This is a genomic window from Paraburkholderia dipogonis (genome assembly GCF_046027395.1).
Lineage (GTDB): Bacteria > Pseudomonadota > Gammaproteobacteria > Burkholderiales > Burkholderiaceae > Paraburkholderia > Paraburkholderia dipogonis_A.
The window spans coordinates 139,864-164,990 of record NZ_JAQQEG010000002.1; the positions used below are offsets into that span (position 1 = coordinate 139,864).

The window sequence follows — 25,127 nt, forward strand, 5'->3', positions numbered from 1 at the left end:
GAGATCAGTAAACGCCGGCGCCTTCGGAAGGCGAGCTTGTTATTAAAGGCCGGTTGACATCGCAATGACAAACAGTTTTTTATGCTTTGCTTTTCAGTTTCAGCGCGTTGCGCGTGAGTGCCCCCACCAGCACTCACGCCGAGGGCGGCTTCAAGTGTCGGACGACCTCGATCTCGCACGTCGTCCATCGAACGATCAGGCGGTCTCGGCGTGCGTGTCACCAGCGTTATTCAGCACATCCAGGGCTGCATGACAAGCGCCGTCGAGCTGTTCGCGCATCAGGTCCTGCACGTTCGGCAACTGTTTCACGATTGCGTCGCGAATCCTCACTGTCTGGCTGAAAGACGCCTGCATGCGGCCGCCGCGCGCCATTGCGATGCGCCGCAAGCGGCGCACCGGGCCGATCAGTCCGGCGTGGCTTTCCTGCAAGGTGCGGTTGTCGGCGATCGTCATGACGATCGCGTAGAAGCGGTCTAGCGCATCGACATAACCGGCCGGATCGTCGGCATCGACGCTCATTCGCATCGCTTCAATCACGTCGTCGAGTTGCGCTGTGCCAAGCGCCGTGATGCGCTCAGACGCGAGCTGCACCGCAAGACATTCGAGGGCTGCGCGCACGGTGTAAATCTCCTCGACATCGCGCAGCGTGACCGCGCGCACATACGCGCCCACGCGCGGCAGCACCGTCACCAATCCCTCGCGCTCGAGCTGCGCGAATGCCTCACGCATCGGCGTGCGGCTGACGTTCAACTGTTTCGCGACCTGCACTTCGGAGAGGCGGCTGCCCGGTGCCAGCACACCCTCGACAATCGCCTCGCGCAACGCCGGCACGACTACGCCTTCGCTCAAAGAATCGCTCGACGCGTCGACCGTGCGCATCCGCGAGTGGTATTTGCTCGCAATTTTGTCGAGCGAATGCGCGCTTTTTGCATGCTTTGGAACAGCGGCCGTAGAGGACGTCTTGACCGCGGTTTTGTTGGAAGGCATTGACACCTCGTCATTCTGTGAATACGCTGTATACAGATTATACAACAGGAAATGCCATGGATCGCGGTCCACTACAGCAGCCCGTTTTGATCGAACGCGCCGGCGACGTGTTGAGCTTTACACTGAATCGTCCGGACGCGGGCAACGAGATATCCGGTCCGATGTTCGATGCGATGACGGCCGCGTTGCGCAGCGAAGCCGCCGCGCCCAGCGCCCGCGTGCTGCACATACGCGCGAAGGGTGACAGCTTCTGCACCGGTCGCGAGCGCGCAGGCCGCGACGCCGTGTCGATTCGCGCAGAAGTTGCGCGGCTGATCGAGTTGAAGCGCCTCGTGCGAGCCACGTCGATGATCTCGATTGCGCAAGTGCAGGGCGACGCGTTCGGCTTCGGCTTCGGTCTTGCGATCCTGTGCGATTTCACGCTGGTTTCGTCGCGTGCTTCGCTGGCGTTTCCCGAGATGCGCAAGGGCTTGCCGCCGGCCGCGATCATGGCCTATGTGGGCCGCTACGCATTGCCGAAGGCGCTGTTTCCGATGGTGCTGTTCGGCGATCCGTTGACGCCCGCCATCGCTTTGGCGGCCGGCTTGATCACGCGTGTCTGCGAACCCGATGCGTTGTGCGCCGACGCCGACGCGCTGGCCGAACGCATTCTTGCACTCGACGAGGCCGGCGCGCGCCAGTGCAAGGTGTTCTTTCAGGCCGCCGAGGAAAGCCCGATCGAACAGAACTTCCGCAGCGCGACCGACATGCTGACCGTCACCAGCCTGCGTCTGATGCACGACCGCTGACGGCGGCCTGTTGCTCGCTCGATACAGTCGATACACCTCGGCGCGCGCGAAGTCATCGCGGTACGGCTCGCGATCTACGGCTCGCCGGCAGCAAGCATCTTGCATGGAACCCGAATAAGGCATGGAACCGGAGTAAGCGCTAAAGCGCCAGCGCCGGTCGACATGCCAACTCGGGTCGACAGGAGGCAGACATGAATGTCAACGCAGGGCCCAGGCTGGATCGCTTGCCGATGTCAGGATTCCATCGGCGCATCATGTGGTTGATCGGTATCGGCATGTTCTTTGACGGCTTCGACATTTACGTCGCGTCGACCGTCCTCGGCGCGACGCTAAAGACTGGCTTCTCGACACTCGGGCAGAACGCGATATTCGTGTCGATGACCTTTCTCGGCATGATGCTCGGTTCGCTCGGCACCGGTTTTCTCGGCGACCGCTTCGGCCGCCGCTTCACGTATCAGGCTAATCTCGCGGTGTTCGGACTCGCTTCGCTCGGTGCGGCGCTTGCGCCGACCATGAGCGTGCTGATCGCGTGCCGCTTCGTGATGGGCCTCGGGCTCGGCGCGGAAAACGTGGTCGGCTACTCGACGCTGGCCGAATTCGTGCCGCCGCAAAAGCGTGGCAAGCTGCAAGGGCTAATGGCTGTCTTCGTCGTGTCGGGGCTGCCTGTCGCGGGCTTGATTGGCTTGCTGCTGATTCCGGCGTTCGGATGGCGGGCGATGTTCGTGCTCGGTGGTGTCGGTGCGCTGGCTGTGTGGTACATGCGCAAGTCGCTGCCGGAATCGCCGCGCTGGCTCGATTCTGTTGGCCGGCACGAGGAAGCTGACGCAATCCTGAGACGCATCGAAACCGAAGTTGTCGCGGCGCGTGCCGGCGAGCCATTGCCGCCTGCCGTCATCGCAAAGCCATCGGCAGCGCCGGCTGCGGCGCTCTCATTCGGCTCACTGTTCAGCGGCACCATGCTGCAACGGATGATCGTCGGCTGCGTGACGCTCGTCGTCATCAATACGCTGCTGTACGGCTTCGTGACATGGCTGCCGACGTTCTTCGTGCATCAGGGCTTCAGCATCGCGAGGTCGTTCAGCTTCGCGCTCGTGATGTCGCTCGGCGCGCCGATCGGCTCGGCCATCGGCGCGCTCACGGCGGATGCGTGGGGCCGCAAGCCGACGATCATCGGTGCGTCGCTCGTCGCAATCGTATTCGGCGTGATCTATCCGTTCGTCAGTCATCCGCTGCTGTTGCCCGTCGTCGGCCTTCTGCTGACGATTCCAATCTACGTGCTGGTCGCGCTGCTGTTCGCCATCTATGTGCCGGAACTCTTTCCGACTGAAGTCCGTCTGCGCGCGTCGGGTATCTGCAACACGCTCGGGCGCGGTGCGACGATCGTTACACCGTTCATCGTCGTCGCATTGTTTGCGCAGCACGGCATTGTCGGTGTGCTGGCGCTGATGGTCGGGCTGCTCGCGATCCAGATCGTGGTAGTCGCGTGGCTTGGCGTCGAGCCAACCGGCCGGCGTCTCGAAGACCTTCAACCCACCGACACCCCAGGTGGCGAATCGATGCGTACCGACCCGCACGCTTCGCCGCTCAAGTAATCGCGGAGAATCCCTCTATGGATACAGTCAACTCACAACATCTGGACGCACAGCTTTTCATCGACGGTGAATGGACGGACGCCGAACACGGCCACACGCTTGACATCGTCGACCCGGCCACGGGCGAAGTGATCGGCCTGCTGGCGGCTGCGTCGGAACAGGATGTGGATCGCGCGGTGCGCGCGGGTCATCGCGCGTACGAAGGCGGGGCATGGCGTGACCTGTCGATCCAGCAGCGCGCTCGCGTGCTGAACCGCTTCGCCGATCTTTTCGAAGCGGACCTCGAACAGTTCTACAGGCTCGAAACGCTGAACAACGGCCGGCCGATCTCGGAGACGCGCGCACAGATTTCACGTTTGCCGCAGTTCTACCGCTATTTCGCAGCGCTCGCGTTGACCCGGCGCAGCGACGTGATTCCGGTAGAGGGTCCTTATCTGTGCTACACGCAGCGCGTGCCGCTCGGCGTCGTCGCGCTGATGACGTCATTCAATCATCCGTTGATGATCCTGTCGAAAAGTCTTGCGCCAGCGCTCGCTACGGGCAACAGCGTCGTGATCAAGGCGTCGGAACAGACGCCGCTCACCACGGTGCGGCTCGTGCGTCTGCTGAATGAAGCAGGTGTGCCGAAAGGCGTCATCAATGTCGTCAACGGTGAAGGACGTGAGGCGGGCGCTGCGTTGGCAAAGCATCCGCTGATCCGTAAGATTGTGTTCACGGGCGGCACGGACGTAGGGCGTTCCATCGGCGAAGCCGCTGCCCGCAACTTCGCGTTGACGACACTCGAACTCGGCGGCAAAGGCGCGGTAATGCTGTTCGACGACTTCGACATGGAACGCGCGGTGAACGGCGCGGCATTTGCCGCGTTCATCGGTGCAGGGCAGACCTGCGTGTGCGGTGCGCGCATTCTCGTGCAGAAGTCGATTTATGCGCAGTTTCTCGAACGTTTCCAGGCGAAGGTGGCGGGGATTCGCGTCGGCGACCCGGCCAATGTGAAGACGCAACTCGGGCCAGTCATATCCGGTCGCTCGCGCCAGCGTATTCTCGCGATGCTCGAACGCGCGAAAGCCGCGGGCGCCAAAGTGCTGACGGGCGGTGGTGTGCCGGCCGGCCTGAAGGAGGGCTTCTTCATCGAGCCCACTGTTTTGTACGACGTCGATCCGAAATCGGAAATCGGTCAGGACGAAGTGTTCGGCCCTGTGACGGTGGTCATGCCGTTCGACGACGAAGCGGACGCGATCCGCATCGCCAACGACACACAGTTCGGACTCGCCGCATCAGTGTGGACGCAGGACGTCGCGCGTGCGCACCGCGTCGCAAGCAGGCTCGAATTCGGCATGGTGTGGGTCAACGATCACCATCGGCTCGACCCGGCCTCACCGTGGGGCGGTTTCAAGAACAGCGGCGTCGGGCGCGAGACGGGCATCGAATCGTTCGACCAGTTCACCGAGCCACGCGCGGTAACGGTCAATACGAGCGGCAGGACTGTCGACTGGTATGCGGACGACGGCGAGCTGAAGCGCCTGAACTGAGCATGTGTCCCTACGGTGTTCGAGCGCATGCCGTTCGACAACCTGGCAATGGCGTACTCAGTGATGCTCACCGGAGCACATTTTTATGAAGAGGAAAGCAGGCCTTCTGCTTGCGATGGTGTTGGTCACGATGCAGTCCGCTCACGCGGCGGATCTGCTCATCCTCTCAGCGGCTGCGATGAAAGGCGCACTGGAGAACCTGCCCGAACACTATCTGGCTGCAACAGGCGATCACGTGCGCGTCAGCTACGGCACCGCGGGCCAGGTGCGTGACCGGGCAATATCGGGGCAGGCCTTTGACCTCGTCATCGTCCCACCCGAGCCTCTCGCAACACTGACCGAGCGCCATCTTGTCAGGAAAGGTTCACAGGTCGATGTCGCGCGCGTGCGGCTCGGCGTTGCGGTCAAAGCGGGTGCTGCGTTGCCGGCGATCAATGACGACCCGGCGTTCACGAAGGTCCTGCTCGATGCCTCTTCGATCGGTATGGCCGACCCCGCCACCGGCGCTACGTCCGGCATCTATCTGGCCCGGTTGATTGACCGCCTCGGGATTGGCGGCACGGTGGCTCCTAAGGTCAAATATTATCCGGAAGGGCAAACCGCCATGGAAGCGATGGCACGAGGCGAGGTGTCCCTCGGATTAGGGCAGACCAGCGAAATCAAGCCCGTGCATGGTGTCACCCTCGTCGGGCCGATCCCGGAAGATTTGCAACTCGTAACGACGTACGCAGCAGGCATAGGCACAAAGAGCGAGCATCCGGATGCAGCGAAAAAGCTGCTTTCCTATCTCACCGGGCCGGCAGTGCAAGCGTCGTTGAAGGCGAATGGATTCGACCTCGTCTCACCGGCCAATTGATCGGGGCAAAAACAATGGGCAACACGAAGGACACACAGCAGGTGGCCAAGCGACGCCGTTTGCTGCAAGGCGCGGCGCTAACACTGATGGCCACGGCAGTGCCGCTCTCTGCCAACGCGGCGGCGCAGCAGATCATTGCCGAAGATTACTGGGCGCAGAAAGGTGCGGTGAAACTGTATCTGTATCGCAAGCGGCTCGCGGGCGACCGCAATGCAAGTTCCGGTCGGAAGCCCGTGTTGTTCCTCGTGCACGGTTCGTCGTTTTCGGGCCGCGGGGGCTTCGACCTGCAAGTGCCGGGCGCGGAGAACTACTCGTTCATGGACGAGTTTGCTCGCTACGGCTTCGACGTCTGGACCATGGACCATGAAAACTACGGCCGCTCGTCGCAGACGGATTCGAACTCCGATGTCCGCTCCGGTGTCGAGGACCTGAAAGCCGCGATGCCGGTGGTCGAAAAGGTGACTGGCCAAAAAACGTTCATGTTCTATGGCCAGTCGTCCGGCGCGCTCCGGCTGGGCGTCTTTGCGATGGAAGAGCCGGACCGCGTGGAGCGCATGGTCCTGGATGCGATTACCTATACAGGCGAGGGCGCGCCGGAAATCATGAGGCGGCGCGCGAACATCGCGGCGCTCGAGGCCAGCAACTTCCGTCCAACCTCGCAAGCGAGCTTCGATGCCATCTTCGCCCGCGACGACCCGTCGACGGTCGATCCCAAAGTGCCGAAGGCATTGGGCGACTACGAACTCAAGCTCACCAACCGGACGCCGAACGGCACCTACATCGATATGGCGATTCATATGCCGATGGTTGAACCGAAACGGCTGCAGTGTCCCGTTTGCATGACGAGAGCCGAGCATGACGGCAATGCGACCGATGCGGAACTGCTCGATTTCTTTTCGCAGTTGCCGAACAAGGACAAGCAGTTCTGCGAGATCAAAGGAGTGGCTCACATTGCGGTGCTGGGTATCAACCGGCACCGTATCTGGCATGTGATGCATGCCTTCTTGACGCTGCCTGCGCAGCGTTCAGCCTGACCTAAATGAGAGCATGAAAAAGTTGGGGATGGCCGCTCGATCATCTGGCTGCCGCACCAGCTTCGTGTGCGGTAACCTGATCAGTCGGGCCACATTTTCGTGAGCCCCGACTGCCCTCCTGAGCCGTGGCCGCCGTCAGAACTTGTGCCGCATGCCTACACGAAGGACGACCTGATGATTGTCGCTCGATGGCGTCACGCCATTGATCGCGGCAACCGCCGCACTTCCCGTCGAGTCCGTACCGGAAGCCTTTTGATAGATTCCGACGAAATAGACGTCAGTGCGCCTCGAAAGGAAATAGTCAGCGCCGAGCTGGGCCTGATGATAGGTCGCGCCATCCCGGCCGCTTACCGAACTGCCTTTCGTGTAATCGTAGGCGGCACCCACGAGGAACGAAGGCGTGATCTGATATTTGAAGTTCGCTTCGACGTTGTTGAATATCGCCGTGCCGCGATTGCCGAATGGATTCGGTCCCGAGCCGCCGCCATCGAGATTGTCGAAACGCGTATTCGAATAGGTGCCGCCGAACGTGGCCGCGCCGAACGTGTACGCGCCGCCCGCCGCATAGACTTCCTGCGTGCGCGCATCGGCAAAGCCGGAGAATACGGGCGATGCAATGTTGTTCAACGTGGCGAGCGGCGCCGATCCGGTCGTGTTCGCGAGCACGCTGGTGCCGTAGAACGAAGTGTTCGGATTGCGGATGTTCAGATAGCCGACGCCAAGCCCGAGCGGACCGTTGTAGTAAGAGCCGCCCAGCGACCAGATCTGATTCTGACTGAAATTACCCGCTACGCCGCCGGGACTGTAGACGCCGCCGAACGTGAAGCCGCCGTAGTTGTTGCTCGTATACTTGATCGCATTGTTGACCCGGTTCGAGTTGTTGATGTTATCCAGGTCGCCCGGGTGCGCGGTGTAAAAGCCGCCCCATTGATCGCCCACTTCGAACAGGCCAACGTAGTCCACCACGGAGTCATATTGACGCCCGAGCGTCACCGTCCCATAACGCGTGGCCAGTCCCACGTATAACTGACGGCCGAATTCAAGCCCACCCTGGCCGAGTTTGCCGCTGCTCAGATCCATGCCGCCTTCAAGGAGGAAAACCGCTTTCATGCCGCCGCCCAGGTCCTCGCTGCCGCGCAATCCCCAGCGGCTCGCCTGAATCTCGCCGCTCACCATGCTGTACTGGCGCGCGCCGTGTGAGTTGTTATTGAAGGTCAACCCTTCGTCGACGATCCCATAGAGCGTAACGCTGCTCTGCGCCTGTGCGATAGCCGCGTGCGTTCCAAGCGCACCAATTACTCCCGCAATGCAAAGTGACTTTTTCATCCTGTTTCCAGACTGTATCGTTGACGTTGGGTCCCTCGGTGCGAAACCGGAGGGGAGGTTCACGGTCATGATGTGCCGGCCGCGAGGCATGCTACAAAGCAGGCATCCTAAAGAAATGCAATCGAGCGTATATCGACATGAATCCGCTTCGCTCTCTTTGTACCGGCATTCGATAGCGCCTTTGCGTCCAGATCGATTCCGGTTGCGACGAAAATTAAGCAGCCTATTTTGTCTTGTCAATGGAACATTTGACGTGCGAAATGTCCTATTGGCGCGCAAAGCGTTGAGGCTTCTGCGAAGTGCGTCAGTTGAGTGTTTTCCCCATGGAACAAGCCGTCGCTCAACTTGTTCTATCGTTCATCCAATCGCGTCCAGCAAACTGTCCGCTCTGATGGATAGTGCGGAACATCGAGCTTGCACGTTACTTACTGCAAACCAGTTGCTCGCGTCGGTGTTTACGATGTAGAACAATCTTTATTTTCCAATTTGTTCTATTGACCCGACATTACGACACTTCTAGAGTGAACCCCATGGAAACCACGCTGCCCCTGCCGAAATATCACCAGATCTACCTGGTACTGCGCGAGCAACTCCAGGAAGGACGCTTCGATGAAGAAGGCGTGCCCGGCGAGCATCTCCTTGCTGAACAGTTCGCGGTCGCGCGCATTACGATCCGCAAGGCAATGGAGATGCTGGTGGCGGACGGGCTGGTCACACGCCGGCCAGGCGTGGGCACCTGGCCGCAGCGCATCGATACGGGAAAAAAGCAGGGCAATGCGAAAGCCGCACCGGTTTCGCGCGAGAAAGCGCACCTCACCGGCCTGCTCGAGAACATCGTGAATATGGGGTTGCGCACCACGGTCGAAGTGATAGACAGCACGGAAGTGCTCGCTTCGGACGCCATCGCGGAGGCGCTGCATCTGTCTGTCGGCGATGCTGTCTACAAGAGTATCCGGGTTCGCAGCACGTCGGCGGGACCGGTGTCGTTCATTACGACACACGTGCCGAAAGCCGTCGCCGAAATCAACCGCCGCGACCTCAAGCGCAAGCCCTTGCTGATGCTGCTGGAGGAAGCGGGCGTGCAGCTCGGCGGCGCGACGCAAACCATTTCGGCACGCCTCGCCGACGCCGTGGTGGCGCGCCATCTCGACGTCGCAGTCGGCTCGGCGTTGCTCGCCGTGACGCGTCTCGTGCGCGACACCGACGAACGGCCGGTGCAATTGCTCCAGGGTCTGTACCGGCCCGATCGCTATCAGTATCAGTTGCAGCTCTCTCGCATTGGCGATATCGACGCCAAGGTCTGGGTCAGCGAAGAACTGTCCGCCACCTTCAACTAACGCAATCCTACGGAGATCGCATGAGTTCGCGTCGCACTTTCCTGCGTCGGTCCACCGCCGCGGCAGCACTGGTTGCAGCACCTTGGGTCGCTCGTGCCGCGAGCGCGAAGAGCATCAAGATCGGCGTGCTGCATCCCGTCACCGGAGCGTTGGCCTATTCGGGGCAGCAATGCCGGCTGGGCGCTCTGCTGGCCATCGAGGACATCAACAACGCCGGTGGCATCAAGTCGCAAGGCGGGGCGCTCGTCGAAGCCGTGCTGGGCGACGCGCAATCGCGGCCCGAAGCGGGCGCCGCCGAGGTCGAGAGGATGAACGAGGCGGGCGTATCGGCAATCGTCGGCGCCTATGCGTCGGCGATCTGTCTCGCCACCACCCAGACGGCCGCGAAGTACGGTTTGCCGCATGTGGTCGATGTCGGCGTCGCCGATCAGATCGTCGAGCGCGGACTCACGAATACGTTTCGCTTCGGTCCCGGCTACCGGATGTGCAGCCAGCGCGCGGTCGACAACCTCAATGCGTTGAATACCGACGCGGGCAAGCCGGCCAGAACGGTGATGATCGTGCACGAGGAATCGCTGTTCGGCGCCGGCACGGCCGCGCTGCTCAGCAGCGAGTTGCCCAAGTACGGTTTCGAAATCAAGGAAGTCATCAAGCATCCGAATCCGACGCGCGACTTCAACAACATCGTGCTACGCATGCGCGCCGTCAATCCCGACATCGTGATTCCCGCCAACTATTACAACGAATACGCGCTATTGCTGCGCGCGATGAAACAGCAGAACGTGCGCCCCAAAGCGATCTATTCGGTGTTGGGCGGCGCCGCGTCGAGCTACAAGTTTCTGAAGGAGTTTCCGGACATCGCGGAAGGCATCATCGACTGCAATCACTGGTTCAATCCGAAGGATGCGCGTGTTGCGCCGTTGCGCAAACGGGTCGAAGCGAAGGGTGCGTACTTCTCATATGAAGTGTTCATGACCTACACCGCGACGATGCTGCTCGCTGACGCGCTGGAGCGCGCGAAATCCGCCGACCGTGCCGCCGTCAATGCGGCGCTCGCCTCGAGCGCCTTCAAGGACCACATGATGCCGTATGGTCCGACGCATTTCGTCAACGGGCAGAACGCCGGCGCGCAACCGCTGCTTACCCAGGTGGTCGGCAACGATATCAAGGTCGTGCTGCCGCCGGCCTATCGCGAAGTTGCGCCGCAGTTTCCGCTCAAGAGCTGAGGCATTGAATGTTCGATCCGGTGATTCTCCTCTCCGCGCTGCTCAACGGACTGACAACGGGCGCGGTCTATGCGCTCATCGCGCTCGGTCTCACACTGATTTACGGAGTGCTGCACATCATCAACTTCGCGCACGGCGCGGCGTTGATGGTCGCGCTGTACGCGGTCTATCTGCTGAAGGAACGGCTGGGCATCGATCCTTATCTGGCGCTGCCGGTGGTGACGCTCGGCATGTTCGCGTTCGGCTACGCACTGCAGCGCTGCGTGATCAATCGCGCGAGCCACGGCAAGGATGAGAACATTCTGCTGGTCACGCTCGGTCTGTCGATCGTGTTGGAGAATCTGGCGCTCGTGTGGTTCCACTCCGACACGCGCAACATCGAGACATCCTATACGCTCGCGACGGTCGCTATCGGTCCCGCAATGATCGCGTTGCCAAAGGTCATCGGTTTTTTCGGCGCGCTGGTGGTGGCGGCCGCGCTGTTTCTCGTGATCCGCATGACCGATCTGGGCCGCGCGATTCGCGCCGTGTCGCGCGAGAAGCACGGCGCGAAGCTGATGGGTATCGACGTCGACAAGGTCTACGCGCTGTCGTTCGGCATCGGCATGGCATGTGTGGGCGCGGCGGCCTGTTTTCTGTTGCCAACCTATTACGTCAATCCACAGGTCGGCAACGGGTTCGTGCTCGTCGCGTTCACGATCGTCGTGCTGGGCGGCATGGGCAGCTTCGCAGGCGCATTGATCGGCGGTCTGCTCATTGGCGTGGTCGAGTCGCTCGGCGGCTTGTGGTTCGGTGATTCGCTGGGTCAGATGGGCATCTTCGCGATTTTCATCGTCGTGCTGCTGATGCGTCCGCAAGGGCTGTTCGGAGCGAGGGCCTAGGCATGCGCGACGTTCTTTCGATCCTCGTCTTCGGCGTGCTGGCGGCCGCGCTTGCAAGCATGCTGCAGTCGGGCGTGTGGCTCACCTTCCTGATGATGTCGCTGTACGCCGTGTTGCTGGCGCAATCATGGAACATCCTTGGCGGCTATGGCGGTCAATTGTCGTTCGGACATGCCTTGTTCTTTGGCGTCGGCGCATACACGCAGGCGATCGCGCAATTGAGTTGGGGCTGGAATCCGTGGCTCGCGTTGCCGCTCGCCATCGCATTCGGCGTGCTCGCCGGGCTGGTGGTCGGCGCGCTCGCGTTTCGCGGCGGCCTCAAGGGTTCGTACTTCGCGCTGGTGACGCTGGCCTTCGCCGAGGTCGCGCGCATTGTCGCGGTGTCGGTGCCGTTCACGGGCGGTGGCGTCGGACTGATGGTGCCGCTGCATGCGAGCGCCGCGAACCTGCAGTTCGGCACGCGGCGCGGCTACGTGTTCCTGCTGCTGGCATTCGTCATGATGGCGCTGGCCGTTACCGCATGGCTGCGGCATTCGCGCTTCGGCGCCTATCTGCAGGCGGTGCGCGACAACGAGAGCGCCGCGCGGGCAATCGGCGTCAATCCCGTGCGCGTGAAGCTGGGCGCCATCGCGCTGTCCGCGGCATTCATGAGCGCAGCGGGCGTGTGCTACGTGCAGATGTTCCAGTACATCGACGCCGATATCGCGTTCGGCCCGGCGAGATCGATCGAAGCGCTGGTCGGCGTGATTGTCGGCGGCGTGGGCACGTTGTGGGGACCGGTGCTCGGCGCGGCGCTGCTCTACGTGCTGGGCGAGTTGACCCGCAACCTGTTCGGCGAGTTGCCCGGCATCAGCATGGTGATCTACGGCGTGGTGCTGGTCGTGATCGTGATGTTCCTCCCGCGCGGAATCACGGGCGCGGGCGCGTCGGTGCGACGTGTGACCGGCTTGCCCGGGGCGTCGAAGCGCAGCGGCAAGCGCAAGGAGGAAGCCCATGTCTGAAGCGCTGTTACAAGCCCGTGGCCTGTCGATCACGTTCGGCGGCCTGAAGGCCGTGCAGGACGTCAGCCTCGATGTCCTGCCGAATACGCTCACGGCGCTCGTCGGACCGAACGGCGCGGGCAAGACCACGCTGTTCGCGTTGCTGTCGGGCTTTCTGCGGCCCGGCGCGGGCCGCGTGCAGTACCTGGGCCGCGACATTACCGGCATGGCGCCGCACGAGTCCGCGCGGCTCGGTTTGACGCGCACGTTCCAGATCGTGCAACCGTTCGGCGCGCAGACGGTCCGCGAGAACATCGCGGTCGGCGCGCATCTGCATCTGCCTGGACGGCGCGAGGCGCTGGCGGCGGCAGAGGAAGTCGCCGCGCGCGTGAACTTGCACGACCGGCTCGACCAGCCCGCGGCGGACCTGACTGTCGGTGGCCGCAAGCGCCTCGAACTGGCGCGCGCGCTCGCCACCAAACCGCGTCTGCTGTTGCTGGACGAAGTGCTCGCGGGCCTGAATCCGAGCGAAATCGACGAAATGATCCCGGTGATTCGCGGTCTTGTCGAAAGCGGCGTGACGGTGCTGATGATCGAACACGTCATGCGCGCCGTGATGAGTCTTGCCGAACATGTGTGGGTGCTCGCGCAAGGCCGCCTGATCGCTGGAGGCACGCCGCGCGAGGTGACATCCGATAGCGCCGTGATCGAGGCGTATCTCGGACACGGCACAGCCGAACGGCTGGCTCGCGAAGGAGGGCAGTCGTGAACGCATTGCTCGAAGTGGATGGGCTTCGCACGGGATACGGCCGAACCGAAGTGTTGCGCGGCATCGATCTTCGTGTCGGCGAAGGTGAGATTGTCGTGCTGCTCGGCAGTAATGGCGTCGGCAAGACCACGCTGAACAACACGGTGTGCGGAATCAATGCCGTCTGGCAAGGCGCCGTGCGCTTCGACGGGCACGAATTGACGGGCCGGCACTATCGCGCCGTCGTGAAGGCCGGCCTGATTCAGGTGCCCGAAGGCCGGCGGATTTTCCCGAATCTGAGCGTGCGCGAAAACCTGGAGCTTGGCGCGTTTCTACGCGGCAAGCCGAATCGCGCCCGCAACCTCGCGCGCATGCTGGAGACCTTTCCACGCCTTGGCGAACGCATCGATCAGCCGGCGGGCACGATGTCGGGCGGCGAACAGCAGATGCTGGCGATCGGGCGCGGCCTGATGGCCGAGCCGCGCCTGCTGATTCTGGACGAACCGTCGCTCGGTCTGTCGCCGTTGATGGTCGAAGAGATGTTTGCGCTGATCGCGCGCCTGCGGGGCGAAGGACTCGCGATCCTGCTGGTCGAGCAGAACGTCGTGCAGTCGCTCGAAACCGGGCAGCGCGGGTATGTGCTGGAGAACGGTCTCGTCCGTTACTCGGGCACGTGCGCGGAATTGATGGCCAGCGACGAGTTGCGTCGCGCGTATCTGGGGATGTAGTCAATGCCAGTAGCACAAACGCTTGCACAAAAACTGATTGCGGCGGCCTGCGGGCGGCCGGAAGTGGAAGTCGGGGAAATCGTCACCTGCAATGTGGATCTCGCCATGTTTCATGATTCGAGCGGTCCGCGGCGCTTGCAGCCCATGCTCGAACAACTCGGCGCGTCGTTGTGGGACAAGTCGAAAGTCGTGCTCGTGATCGACCACTATGTCCCCGAGACCGACGACGAATCGCGCCGCATCGTGCACATCGCGCGCGACTGGGCGGTGGCGCAGCAGTTGCCGAACGTCTACGACGGGGTCGGCATCTGCCACGTCGTCTTGCCGGAACGCGGCCACCTGCGGCCGGGCATGTTCTGCGTCGGCGGCGACTCGCATTCGCCGACGGGCGGCGCATTCGGCGCGTACATGTTCGGCATCGGCAGCACAGAGATGCTCGGCGTCGCGGTGTCGGGGCAAATCTGGGTCAAGGTGCCGCGCACGTTGCGGATGAACTGGCGGCAGCGCCTCGCGCAGGGCGTCACGGCGAAAGACATGATGCTGCATATGATCGGCCGCTTCGGCATGAACGGCGGCCGCTACCAGGCCGTCGAATTTTGCGGCGAGGCCGTGTCGGCCCTGTCGATGCAGGAGCGCATGACGTTGTCGAACATGAGCGCGGAACTCGGTGCGCAGGTCGGGCTGATTGCGCCTGATTCGGTGACGGCCGACTATCTGCGCGCCGTCGGTGTGCAGGACGACATCGACGTCGGCCGCTGGCAAGGCGATCCGCAAGCGGAGGCCGAGACGCACGATTTCGACGCCGCGCGCCTCGCGCCTCAGGTGGCCGCGCCGCACAGCCCGGCGAATACGCGCGACGTTGGCGCATACGGCGATGTGGCCGTCGACGTCGCCTATATCGGCGCTTGCACGGGCGCGAAGCTGGAGGACTTGCGGGCGGCGGCGAGCGTGCTGCGCGGCCATCGCATCGCGAGCGGCGTGCAGTTCGTCGTCGCTCCCGCGAGCGTGCGCGATCGGGAGCAGGCCGCGCGCGAAGGCGTGATGGCCGTGCTGGAAGGGGCGGGTGCGCAACTGCTGGCGACCACGTGCGGCGCGTGCGCCGGTTACGGCGGCTCGATCCCCGAAAACAGCACGGTGATTTCGAGTACCGCGCGCAACTTCAAAGGGCGCATGGGCGCGGCGTCGGCGCGGGTTTATCTGGGCTCGCCTTATACCGTCGCGGCGTCTGCGTTGCGCGGGCGCATTACCGATCCGCGCGAGGTGCTGGCATGAGCGAGCGTCCGACCAATCCGCCGCAAGCCGTGCATGGACAGACGGCCGCTTCGCATCGCGTCTGGCGCGTCGGCGCGGATATCGATACCGATGCGCTCGCGCCCGGCGCGTACATGAAATTCGGCATCGACGAAATCGCGCGGCACTGTCTGGAGATTGCGCGCCCCGACTTCGCAGCGGGCGTGCAGCCGGGCGACGTGCTCGTGGCCGGGCCGAACTTCGGCATCGGCTCGTCGCGCGAACAGGCAGCCGCCGCGCTCGTGCGCCTCGGCGTGCGGGCCGTGATCGCGCCGGCATTCAACGGCCTCTATTTTCGCAACGCGTTCAACGTGGGCCTGTTGCTGCTGACGTGCGCCGACGCCGGATCGATCGACGAAGGCGAGCACATCGCGATCGACCCGCGCGCAGGCCGCATCCGCCGCGCCGATGGCGTCGAACTGACGTGCGAGTCGGTGCCCGCGTTTCTGCTCGACATGGTCGACGCGGGCGGTCTGCTCAACCTGCTCAAGCAGCGTTACCCCACATCCAACGGAGTCATCTCATGCTAGATCCCGTCACGCTGGCGGTCCTCAAAGGGCGGTTGGAACAGATCGCCGACGAAATGGACGCGACGCTCTACCGCAGCGCGTTCAATCCGATCATCGCGGAAGCGCACGACGCCTGTCACGGCATCTACGACGCGCTGTCGGGCGCGACGCTGGTGCAGGGCAAGTCCGGCTTGCCCGTGTTCGTCGGCGCGATGGCGTTCGCGGTGCGGGCAGCGATACGCGTCGCGGGCGAGCGCGGCGGCATGGTCGATGGCGACGTCTGGCTGTTCAACGATCCGTATGAAGGCGGCACGCACGCAAACGACTTCAAGCTGGTGCGGCCTGTGTTTCGTGACGGCAAGCTGTTTTGCTTCCTGGCGTCGGCGGCGCACTGGCACGATGTCGGTGGCGCGGTGCCCGGCAATTACAATCCGGCCGCCACTGAATGCTGGCAGGAAGCCGTGCAGATTCCGCCCGTGCGTATCGTGCGGCGCGGCGAACTCGATGCCGACGTGCTCGCCATCCTGCAGGCCAACACGCGCCTGCCCGACAGCCTGTGGGGCGACCTCAATGGCCAGCTCGCGGCGCTCGAGCTGGGCGCGCGCCGTCTGGACAGCCTGCTCGACGACTACACCGACGTGACCGTGCTCGAAGCGCTCGCGCTGCTGCGCGAGCGCGCCGTCAAGCTGATGCGCTCGCACGTGGCGGCGCTGCCGGACGGCGACTATGCGTTCGACGACATGCTCGACAACGACGGCGTGCGCGACGAGCCGCTGAAGATCGCGTTGTGCATGCGCGTGGCGGGCGACACGTTGACGCTCGACTTCACCGGCACGTCGCCCGCCTGCGCGGGGCCGGTGAACATCTCGCGCGCCACGGCGATCGCCGCGTGCTATGTCGCGCTCAAGCATCTCTTTCCCGACGTGCCCGCCAATGCCGGCGTGCTGGACGCCGTGTCGTTCGTGCTGCCGGACGGACTGCTGATCTCGGCGGACCGGCCGCGCCCCGTCGGCGGCTACACCGAAACGATCCTGCGCATGATCGACGTGATCTTCTGCGCGATGGCGCAGGCCGCGCCGGAACTGGCGATGGCCCAGGCATACGGCACCATCAACGCGCTGTCGATCGCCGGGCATCGCAGCGAGGGCGCGCGCAAGGGGCAGCGCTGGGTGATGTTCAGTTTCTTCGGCGGCGGCCATGGCGGCCATTCGCAAGGCGACGGTCTGAGTCACGGCAATGCGCCGATCTCGACGGCGACCATTCCGCCGCTCGAGATTCTCGAAACTGCGTATCCGGTGCGTTTCACGCAATGGGCGTTGCGTCCCGACTCGGGCGGCGACGGCACATATCGCGGCGGTCTCGGCGCGATCTACGAAATCGAACTGCTCGAAGACGAGGCCGAAGCGTTCATTTTCGGCGAACGCGGACGCTCGGCTCCGCAAGGTATCGCGGGCGGCGAGGCGTCCGTGCCCAACGTGTTCCGCTATCAGCAGGACGGTGCATGGCATACGCCGCCGATGGCGTCGAAGATGCTCGGCATTCGCCTGAAGCGCGGCGAACGGGTGCGGCTCGAAACGCCAGGCGGCGGCGGTTACGGCGCGCCGTCCGGGCGTGACGACGCCGCCCGCAAGCGCGATTCGGCAATGGGTTATGTGACGACAGATCGGAAGGAGCAACAGGTATGAAGGCGGCTGCACACGGTTCAATCGTCGTCGGTGTCGACGTGGGGGGCACGTTCACCGATCTGTTCGTGCTCGACGAGAAGGCGGGCACGGCGCGCGTCGTGAAGGTGCCGTCCACGCGAGGCGAGGAAGCGCGCGGCTTCATGAACGGCATCGAACGCATCGGCGCGCCGGGCGACGACGCAGGCGAGCACGGCGCCGGCGCGATCGCGACGATCGTGCACGGTACCACGGTCGGCACGAACGCCTTGCTCGAACGCAAGGTGGGGCGCACGGGCATCATTACGACGGCGGGCTTTCGCGACGTGCTCGAAATGCGCCGCCGCGACCGGCCACGCACCTGGGGCTTGCGCGGCAGTTTCGAGCCGGTGGTGCCACGCGATCTGCGCCTCGAAGTGAACGAGCGCGTGCTGGCCGACGGCACGTTGCACACGCCCGTGGACCTCGCGCAGGTGCGGGCCGCCGCGCGCGATCTGCTCGAACGCGGCTGCGAAGCGGTGTGCGTCTTCTTCATCAACGCCTATGCGAATCCGCTCAACGAAGCGCAAGCCGTCGAGGCGGTGCGCGCGATCTGGCCGAACGCGAATGTAACGGCGGCAACCGAGGTGCTGCCCGAAATCCGCGAATTCGAACGATGCTCGACAGCCACGTTGAACGCCGCGTTGCAGCCGGTCGTGGGCAGCTATCTGACGCGCCTGGAGGGCGATCTGAAGGCGCATGGCTTTCGTGGCGAACTGCTGGTCGTGCAGAGCAACGGCGGCATCATGTCGCGCCAGACCGCGTGCGACGTGCCGGTGCGCACGGCGCTGTCGGGTCCGGCTGCGGGCGTGATCGCGTGCGCCGCAATCGGACGTGCGGCTGGCTATCCGAACCTCGTGACGGGCGACATGGGCGGCACGTCGTTCGATGTATCGCTGGTGGCGAACGGCGAAGCATCGTTGTCCGCGCAGACCTCGATCGACTTCGGCATGGTGGTGCGCGCGCCGATGATCCAGATCGAGACGATCGGCGCGGGCGGCGGCTCGATCGCGTCGGTCGACGCGGGCGGCCTGCTGCAGGTCGGTCCCGAATCGGCGGGCAGCGTGCCGGGGCCGGCCTGCTACGGGCGCGGCAATCTGCGCCCGACGGTGACCGATGCCAACGTGCTGCTCGGACGCATCGCGGCGGATCGTCCTTTGGGCGGAGGCCTGCTGGCACAGATGGACGTCGGCAAGGCGCGTGAGGCGATCAGCGAGCACGTCGCCGCGCCGCTCGGGCTGAATGCCCACGCCGCGGCCGAGGCGATCCTGACGGTCGCCAATGCAAAGATGGCGGGCGCGATCCGGCTGGTGTCGATCGAACGCGGCCACGATCCACGCGAGTTCGCGTATATGCCGTTCGGCGGCGGCGGTGCGTTGCACGTCTGCGCGATGATGCGCGAAGTCGGCAGCACGACGGGCATCGTGCCGCGCTTTCCCGGCGTGACGTCGGCAATCGGCTGCGTGATCGCCGACATGCGGCACGACGCGGTGCAGACGCTCAATCGCGCGCTCGCCGATCTCGATGTCGAAGACTTGCGTGCGCGCGTCGCCAGCATGGCCGACGCCTGCCAGCAGCGGCTCGACTCCGCCGGTGTCGCGTTCGAAGCGGTGCGGGAGAGCGTCGAACTCGACATGCTGTATGTCGGGCAGAGCCATACGGTGCGCGTGGAAGTGCCACGCGATGCGCTGCAACGCGCCGCAATCGGCGCGGCCTTCGAAGCGGCCTATCGCGCGGCCTATGGGCGCGCGCTCGACGGCATCGCGGTGCGCATCCTGAACCTGCGTTACGCGCGTATCGGCGTGCGGCCCAAGTTCGATCTGGCGGTGCTCGCGCCGAAAGCCACGGCGATGCCGGCATCGCTCGGTACACAAGCCGTTTTCCATGCGGGGAAATGGTGGGACGCGACGCGCTTTGCACGCCTCGATCTGCCGGTGGATGCAACGGTCGACGGTCCCGCGATTCTCGAGCAGGGGGATACGACGATCTGGCTCGAACCGGGGTTCAGCGGGCGCGTCGATGCGCTCGGCAATCTGTTGATCACACGCAAGCCGGACTAAGGAGCCGCACATGACGACCGACACGACGCTGGACGCGCGTCATACCGCGCTCATCATCGTCGATCTGCAGAACGACTTCGTGAGCGAGGGCGGTGCATACGATCGCGGCGGTGCGGCTTCGGATGCTGCGCGCACGTTACCGCCGCGCATTGCACCCGTGGCGCGCACGTTGAAGCAGCGAGGCGGTTTTGTCGCGGCGAGCCAGTTTACGTTGTGGCCGGATGCCCACGGCGAGCCGATGATTTCGCCGCATCTGAAGCAACTGCGTCCATTTTTGCGTCGCGGAGATTTTGTCGCTGGCTCGCACGGTCATGCGACGGTTTCCGCACTTGACCGTCTCATCGACGTGTCGGTCTGGAAGGTCGCCTACTCGGCCTTCTTCAACACGCAACTCGACTGGGTGCTGCGCCGCGCGCGTATCGACACCGTGGCGATTTGCGGCATCGTCACTAACGGCGGCGTGGCGAGCACCGCGCGCGATGCGCACATGCGCGACTATCGCGTGCTGGTGCTGGGCGATGGCTGCGCGGCATCGACGCAAGCCGCGCACGACACGGCGCTCGCCGATCTGCGCACGATCTGCGAATTGGCGACTTGCGACGCTTTCGCGGATCGCCTCGCAATATAAGCGCCATGTTTGCGCGTGCGTGGTCGCGCGCAATCGGCCTTTTGCCTTTTTGAATTGCAGGAGAAAAAAACCATGGCGACCGAAATCAAACCGCTGAAGACACTTCTCGCACGAGGCGCTTTGCTCGCGCCTGGTGTCTTCGATGCGTTGAGCGCGCTGGTCGCGCAACAGGCTGGCTTCGAAGGGTTGTATCTGTCTGGGGCGTCGATTGCGTACACGCGGCTAGGGCGTTCCGATGTCGGCTTGACGACGTTTCCCGAAGTCGAAGATACACTCGCGCGCATTACCGAGCGTGTCGCGCTGCCTGTGATCGTCGATGCCGATACGGGCTTCGGCAACGCGCTGAACGTCAAGCGTACGGTGCGCGGCTTCGAGCGCGCCGGCGCTGCGATGATCCAGCTCGAAGATCAGACATTCCCTAAGCGCTGCGGGCATCTCGATGGCAAATTGGTGATTCCTGCTGGCGAAATGTGCGGCAAACTGCGGGCGGCCGTCGATGCGAGAGTGAGCGCCAATACGCTGATTCTCGCGCGCACCGACGCAGCGGCTGTCGAAGGGCTGGATGCTGCGCTCGAACGTGCCGAGCGTTATCTGGAAGCGGGAGCGGACGCGTTGTTCATTGAAGCGTTGCGCTCACTCGACCAGATGGAAGCCGTGTGTGCGCGCTTCGCCGGCCGCGTGCCGCTCCTTGCGAATATGGTCGAGGGCGGCAAGACGCCGATACAGAATGCACAGACGCTCACGCAACTTGGCTTTCGTATCGTGATCTTTCCTGGCGGCACGGCGCGCGCGGTGACGCATACGTTACAGGGCTATTATGGCTGCCTGCATGCACACGGGACGACCGCGCCGTGGCGGGACCGCATGCTCGATTTCGATGGCATCAATGAAGTTATTGGTACGCCGGCCCTGATGGCGGAGTCGGAGCTGTATAAGTAGTTGCTTTTGCGCATCGCCGAAAGCATTGCGATTGTCTTAACGAGCCTGGCAAGTTTGGCGTCGGCGATTGGTGGCCGGGGCGCGGTGAGCCGTGTCAGACCGCGCTTTCGCGCTCCATGCGCTGGTCATCGGCGCCGCGGTGCAGCGTCTGCTGTGCCTTCAGATAGCGTGTGACCTCAGGGTTAGTCACGAAGCTCGCGGCGGAGGATGCCGCGAGAATGTCCTTGGCCTCTTGCGGTTTCGCGATCGCGAAACCCTGCACGTAGTCGACGCCCAGTTCCTTCAGCGCGCGCAAGGTCTCCAGGTCTTCAACCCATTCGGCGATGCTGCGCATGCCGAGATTGCGCGCGAGAGTAATGATCGCCTCGACGATCGCGATGTCGGCCGGATGGTTGCACATCGTGCGCACAAACTCGCCGTCGATCTTCAGCGCATCGGCCGACAGCTTCTTCAGGTAACGCAACGATGTCTGACCCGCGCCGAAATCGTCGATCGCGATCTTTGCGCCCATGTCGTGCACGCGCCCGATAAAGCGATCCGTATGCTCGAGATCGTGCAGCGCAACGCTTTCGGTGATTTCGATGCACAGGTAATGGACGACGTCCTCGTGACGCGAGAACAGCGTGAACAACTCGTCGAGGAAGTGTTCGTCGTTGAGCGAACCACCGCTCAGGTTCACGCACACGAAGCAGGTGTTGGGGAGCGACGCGCGGTTCTCTCTGAGCCATGCGAGCGTCGTCGAGAGCACCCAGCGGTCGATCGCGATGATGGTGCCGGAGTCCTCGGCGGCGGCGATCAGCTTCGCGGCGGTCGCCACCGAGCCGTCCGGCATGCGCAGACGCAGCAGCACCTCGAAGTCGAGCGCTTCGGTAGGCGCGCGCATCGACATGATCGGTTGCATCACGAGGAACAACCCTTCGGGCAGCCGGCTCTGGCCCAGCGCTTCGATCAGACTGATTTCGGCGGCGCGCTCCTCGAACGCCGGCGCGCCCTTGCGTAGTGCGACGAGCCGCGCATTGCCGCCGCGTTTCGCGGCGCGACACGCGCGGTCGGCATAGGCGAGGGCATCCAGCACCCGTTCGCCTTGCGAGCACTCGACTACGCCGATCGATCCCCTGACCTGGAACGCTCGCGTGTCGACATGAAATGGTGCGGAGTTCAACGCGAGGACGAGTTCGCGGCAGCGCGCGATTGCGTCGTCGATAGCCATGTCCGCGAGCACGCACACGAACTCGTCACCACCGATGCGCCCGATCGGGACGTGGGAGCCGAGACGCTCGACGAGGCGCGCGGCGACATGCCGCAGTATTTCGTCGCCGGTCCCGTGGCCGAACAGGTCGTTGAACAGCTTGAACCGGTCGAGATCGAGATACGCGAGTGCCCACGGGCCGGTTTCGCCGCCTTGCCGGCCGATTGCATGCTCGATGCCGCGACGGTTCAGGAGACCGGTGAGAGGGTCGTGCTCGGCCAGAAAATGCAGCCGCTCCACGGCTTTCGAGCGGTCCGTCACGTCTTCGAGCGAGCCTTCGATGAAGCCTTTCGCGCGAATCGCCCGCAGCGAGTAACGCCGCGCGTCTGTCTTCGTGCCGGCTGCGCCTTCGATTTCGATCGACGCCGAGTCGTCGCGCGCGAGGAGTTCAGAAAGAACGCGCTCGGCGCCCGGAGCGAAATAGTCGGCCCAGCGATGCGCGCCGTCGTGCTGTTGAGGCAGGCCCAGCATCGAGTGCAACGCCGGATTGGCGCGGACGAAGGCGCTTTCCCCGTTCAGCGTGAAGAGGCCGATCGGCGTGACGTCATAGGTGTTGCGCAGCTCGACCTGCATTTGCCGGCGGCGCTCGCGCTCTTCGCGCATACGTTCCGCAATAGCGAACGCACAAAGCATGCTCGACGACAGCGCCGTCACGACGGGGCTCAGCGCGCCCGCCAGCGCTTTCACACCGAGCGCGGCGGCGAGCACTTGCGACAGCGTCGCGAACAGCACGATGGCCATTGACGCGACATACCAGAGCACGGTGCGCGAGCGCGCCTTGATGAACAACTGTACGAGGAAGTAGGTCAGCACCAGGATGCAGAAGCTGGCGCATGCCCACAGCACCGGAATGAAGTGCGCGTAATTCAGCGTGAATGCAGCGATCATCAGCAGGCAGCCGCCATACCGCACGGCGTGCAGGCTCCAGCGCAGGCCGATTGCTTTCAGCTCGCGGCGAAACAGTTCCACGAAGAGCGTCGTGGTCAGCACGTAGTAGGCCGCGAACGTGAATTGCCGCAAAAGCGCGATATGGTCGGGCGGGATGAGCCGGCCCATCCATTCCGTATCGAAGCCCATTGCGTTGGCGCTCAACTGGAGGTTGCCGACGAGCCAGGCGGCAAAGATCACGTAAGTCCATTCGCGATTGATGATTGCCGTAACAAACACGAAGATCGCGAGCGTCACCAGGCCGCCGGTGATCAGCGATGCAGCCTGTTGGAAATCGAGGGTTGATACCTCGAGCTTGTCGGGGCTCGATGCGGAAGCGGTGATATACGCGGGCCCGGAGAAGGTGCCGCGGCAGAGGATCTGCGCATTGGCGGCGTGCTCGTCGAGCCGGAGCGCAAAGCCGGCCTTGTTGAAGCGCATCTCGCCGCTCGTGCCATAACGGTCGCCCGCGCCGAGCAGCGTCAAGACCGGCGCCGTCCGCCAGCAGGATAGCGTCTGCGCGTGCCGCGACGGCAGGTCGATGAAGGTGGCGCCGCCACTGGCCAGGGCAGGCGCCGTAAGCATGAACCAGAATGGCGTTTCCGCGAGATGGGTGCTGAAACGTGCGGTGGGCACGGTCTCGCGCAGGCGGCCGATGGCGGTGGCGGGTGACAGGCTCGCCGATGGATCCGCAATCACAGGAAAGCTGAGCGCGACCGTTCCCGTCGTATCGAATTGGCGCGGAGCCCAGAGCATGACTGCGACGCTGCCCAGCACAATCACAAATGGCGCTACGTATACTGAGAACCGCTGGAAAGCCCAGCCGGTCAGTCGGTCCCGAAACGTCCACTTAACCCTTGTCATTTGCTGCCCTTTCCCAATGACTTCATTCCCGATTTCATTGCGATGCTGCGAAAGTCAGCGGCGCAAGCACGACTGCGCTGACGCCACCGACCCTCTTGTCCGCTCGAATTTTCTTCGGGCGGACATCTTGCTTTACGCTTCGCTCAGCGACCGCAGACGGCCTGATGCACTGCTCGGCGGACCGCCGCACTCAGTGTCGTGACCGGTTTCACCCTGCTTTGATGCAATGCTGACGTCGATGTCGACGTGATCCGTTTCAAAAAAGAATCCGAAGAACGGATGGTTGACCTTCGCCCAGCGCTGACGGACTAAAGCAACGGGTTTCGCCATCACCCGATGCGGCAACCCGCCAACGTGCGCCATCGGCAGGAATTCGTTCTGCCCATATACATCGCCGAAGAGCATCGCTTCGTATTCCCGATCGAGCGGTGAACGCGCCGTAATTAACATCCAGTCGACCCCGTTTTGCGCGCAATACATAAAATATGCCTTGCACAGCGCCACCTTTACCATCCGGCCGATCGCACCGCGCGCGACACCGAGCCTCGTCGCCTCGGCGAGGCTCGCCTGGCCCAACCAATCCGGCAGGCGGACCGATTGTTCGACGGCAAGCGGACCGACTGCATTCGTCTGGACCCGCATGGTGCCGAGCGGGCCGCCATCCAGCCGCGACTGCGCGAGCAGCACGGCCGTGCCGGGCGCGCCATCCAACGCCTCGACGCCCATGGTCTCGGCGAATTCCGGCAAATGGCGCCGATAGGCGGCGCGGCGCATCTCGACGGCCTTGTCGAGCTCCGCCAGGTTACTTACCACCTTTATCGTAAACGGCAACCTTTCCGTTTTCTTTACGGTGCTTGGATTAAAGCGTTCTCCGAGCGACGTATAACCCGTATTTTGCGACAAAACTGCTGAATCGATGCGGTCCATTTCAACCCCGTAGATAAATGAG

General features: G+C 63.5%; 21 protein-coding genes. 17 read left to right on the plus strand and 4 right to left on the minus strand.

Annotated elements, in window-relative coordinates:
- Window positions 1-195 precede the first annotated feature (195 nt).
- Entirely contained in the window at window positions 196-987 is a 792-nt protein-coding gene (locus PQR32_RS02920) for a GntR family transcriptional regulator (RefSeq protein WP_408222083.1), read from the minus strand.
- 56 nt (window positions 988-1,043) lie between these two features.
- On the opposite strand from PQR32_RS02920, the gene PQR32_RS02925 reads away from it, so the two are divergent.
- The 5 genes from PQR32_RS02925 to PQR32_RS02945 all read left to right on the plus strand — a co-directional run bounded on the left by PQR32_RS02925 (window position 1,044) and on the right by PQR32_RS02945 (window position 6,786).
- A complete protein-coding gene (locus tag PQR32_RS02925) occupies window positions 1,044-1,775 on the plus strand; it encodes an enoyl-CoA hydratase/isomerase family protein (RefSeq protein WP_408222084.1) in 732 nt (243 codons plus the stop codon).
- Window positions 1,776-1,966: 191 nt separating this feature from the next.
- Window positions 1,967-3,367: an MFS transporter gene (locus PQR32_RS02930; RefSeq protein WP_408222085.1), complete on the plus strand. Its 1,401-nt coding sequence runs from the start codon at window positions 1,967-1,969 to the stop codon at window positions 3,365-3,367.
- Between the two features lie 17 nt (window positions 3,368-3,384).
- Window positions 3,385-4,896: an aldehyde dehydrogenase gene (locus PQR32_RS02935; protein WP_408222086.1), complete on the plus strand. Its 1,512-nt coding sequence runs from the start codon at window positions 3,385-3,387 to the stop codon at window positions 4,894-4,896.
- Between the two features lie 85 nt (window positions 4,897-4,981).
- Window positions 4,982-5,752 (plus strand): molybdate ABC transporter substrate-binding protein, encoded by a 771-nt coding sequence (locus PQR32_RS02940; RefSeq protein WP_408222087.1) that lies wholly within the window; start codon window positions 4,982-4,984, stop codon window positions 5,750-5,752.
- Between the two features lie 14 nt (window positions 5,753-5,766).
- Entirely contained in the window at window positions 5,767-6,786 is a 1,020-nt protein-coding gene (locus PQR32_RS02945; RefSeq protein ID WP_408222088.1) for an alpha/beta fold hydrolase, read from the plus strand.
- A 135-nt stretch (window positions 6,787-6,921) separates the two neighbouring features.
- Here the strand turns inward: PQR32_RS02945 and PQR32_RS02950 are convergent, their stop codons facing one another.
- On the minus strand, window positions 6,922-8,112 hold the full coding sequence (locus tag PQR32_RS02950) for a porin (RefSeq protein ID WP_408222090.1): 1,191 nt from the start codon (window positions 8,110-8,112) through the stop codon (window positions 6,922-6,924).
- A 530-nt stretch (window positions 8,113-8,642) separates the two neighbouring features.
- On the opposite strand from PQR32_RS02950, the gene PQR32_RS02955 reads away from it, so the two are divergent.
- The 12 genes from PQR32_RS02955 (at window position 8,643) to PQR32_RS03010 (ending at window position 21,138) form a co-directional block, all read left to right on the plus strand.
- Window positions 8,643-9,449, plus strand: coding sequence for a GntR family transcriptional regulator (locus PQR32_RS02955; RefSeq protein ID WP_132378392.1), 807 nt, complete (start codon window positions 8,643-8,645; stop codon window positions 9,447-9,449).
- A 20-nt stretch (window positions 9,450-9,469) separates the two neighbouring features.
- The gene (locus PQR32_RS02960; protein ID WP_408222092.1) at window positions 9,470-10,675 is read left to right on the plus strand and encodes an ABC transporter substrate-binding protein; all 1,206 of its coding nucleotides are present in this window, start codon (window positions 9,470-9,472) and stop codon (window positions 10,673-10,675) included.
- 8 nt (window positions 10,676-10,683) lie between these two features.
- Window positions 10,684-11,556, plus strand: a complete 873-nt coding sequence (locus PQR32_RS02965; protein ID WP_408222094.1) for a branched-chain amino acid ABC transporter permease — start codon at window positions 10,684-10,686, stop codon at window positions 11,554-11,556.
- A gap of 2 nt (window positions 11,557-11,558) precedes the next feature.
- The gene (locus PQR32_RS02970; RefSeq protein ID WP_408222096.1) at window positions 11,559-12,557 is read left to right on the plus strand and encodes a branched-chain amino acid ABC transporter permease; all 999 of its coding nucleotides are present in this window, start codon (window positions 11,559-11,561) and stop codon (window positions 12,555-12,557) included.
- Window positions 12,550-13,305, plus strand: coding sequence for an ABC transporter ATP-binding protein (locus PQR32_RS02975; protein WP_408222098.1), 756 nt, complete (start codon window positions 12,550-12,552; stop codon window positions 13,303-13,305). The genes PQR32_RS02970 and PQR32_RS02975 overlap by 8 nt, the downstream gene beginning before the upstream one ends.
- Entirely contained in the window at window positions 13,302-14,012 is a 711-nt protein-coding gene (locus PQR32_RS02980; RefSeq protein ID WP_408222100.1) for an ABC transporter ATP-binding protein, read from the plus strand. The genes PQR32_RS02975 and PQR32_RS02980 overlap by 4 nt, the downstream gene beginning before the upstream one ends.
- Window positions 14,013-14,015: 3 nt before the next feature.
- Complete coding sequence (locus PQR32_RS02985) at window positions 14,016-15,284, plus strand: 3-isopropylmalate dehydratase large subunit (RefSeq protein WP_408222102.1); 1,269 nt, start codon at window positions 14,016-14,018, stop codon at window positions 15,282-15,284.
- Complete coding sequence (locus tag PQR32_RS02990; RefSeq protein WP_408222104.1) at window positions 15,281-15,832, plus strand: LeuD/DmdB family oxidoreductase small subunit; 552 nt, start codon at window positions 15,281-15,283, stop codon at window positions 15,830-15,832. Before PQR32_RS02985 ends, PQR32_RS02990 begins: the two co-directional genes overlap by 4 nt.
- Window positions 15,826-17,496 carry a hydantoinase B/oxoprolinase family protein gene (locus tag PQR32_RS02995; protein WP_408222106.1) on the plus strand — a complete coding sequence of 557 codons (1,671 nt, stop codon included), beginning with the start codon at window positions 15,826-15,828 and terminating at the stop codon, window positions 17,494-17,496. The genes PQR32_RS02990 and PQR32_RS02995 overlap by 7 nt, the downstream gene beginning before the upstream one ends.
- The gene (locus tag PQR32_RS03000) at window positions 17,493-19,571 is read left to right on the plus strand and encodes a hydantoinase/oxoprolinase family protein (RefSeq protein WP_408222107.1); all 2,079 of its coding nucleotides are present in this window, start codon (window positions 17,493-17,495) and stop codon (window positions 19,569-19,571) included. Before PQR32_RS02995 ends, PQR32_RS03000 begins: the two co-directional genes overlap by 4 nt.
- A 10-nt stretch (window positions 19,572-19,581) precedes the next feature.
- On the plus strand, window positions 19,582-20,199 hold the full coding sequence (locus PQR32_RS03005) for a cysteine hydrolase family protein (RefSeq protein WP_408222109.1): 618 nt from the start codon (window positions 19,582-19,584) through the stop codon (window positions 20,197-20,199).
- 72 nt (window positions 20,200-20,271) lie between these two features.
- The gene (locus PQR32_RS03010; RefSeq protein WP_408222111.1) at window positions 20,272-21,138 is read left to right on the plus strand and encodes an isocitrate lyase/PEP mutase family protein; all 867 of its coding nucleotides are present in this window, start codon (window positions 20,272-20,274) and stop codon (window positions 21,136-21,138) included.
- Between the two features lie 94 nt (window positions 21,139-21,232).
- Here the strand turns inward: PQR32_RS03010 and PQR32_RS03015 are convergent, their stop codons facing one another.
- Together PQR32_RS03015 and PQR32_RS03020 are read right to left on the minus strand one after the other, a co-directional pair.
- Complete coding sequence (locus PQR32_RS03015) at window positions 21,233-24,070, minus strand: putative bifunctional diguanylate cyclase/phosphodiesterase (protein ID WP_408222113.1); 2,838 nt, start codon at window positions 24,068-24,070, stop codon at window positions 21,233-21,235.
- A gap of 240 nt (window positions 24,071-24,310) precedes the next feature.
- The gene (locus tag PQR32_RS03020; RefSeq protein ID WP_408222115.1) at window positions 24,311-25,105 is read right to left on the minus strand and encodes an N-acyl amino acid synthase FeeM domain-containing protein; all 795 of its coding nucleotides are present in this window, start codon (window positions 25,103-25,105) and stop codon (window positions 24,311-24,313) included.
- Window positions 25,106-25,127: the final 22 nt, after the last annotated feature.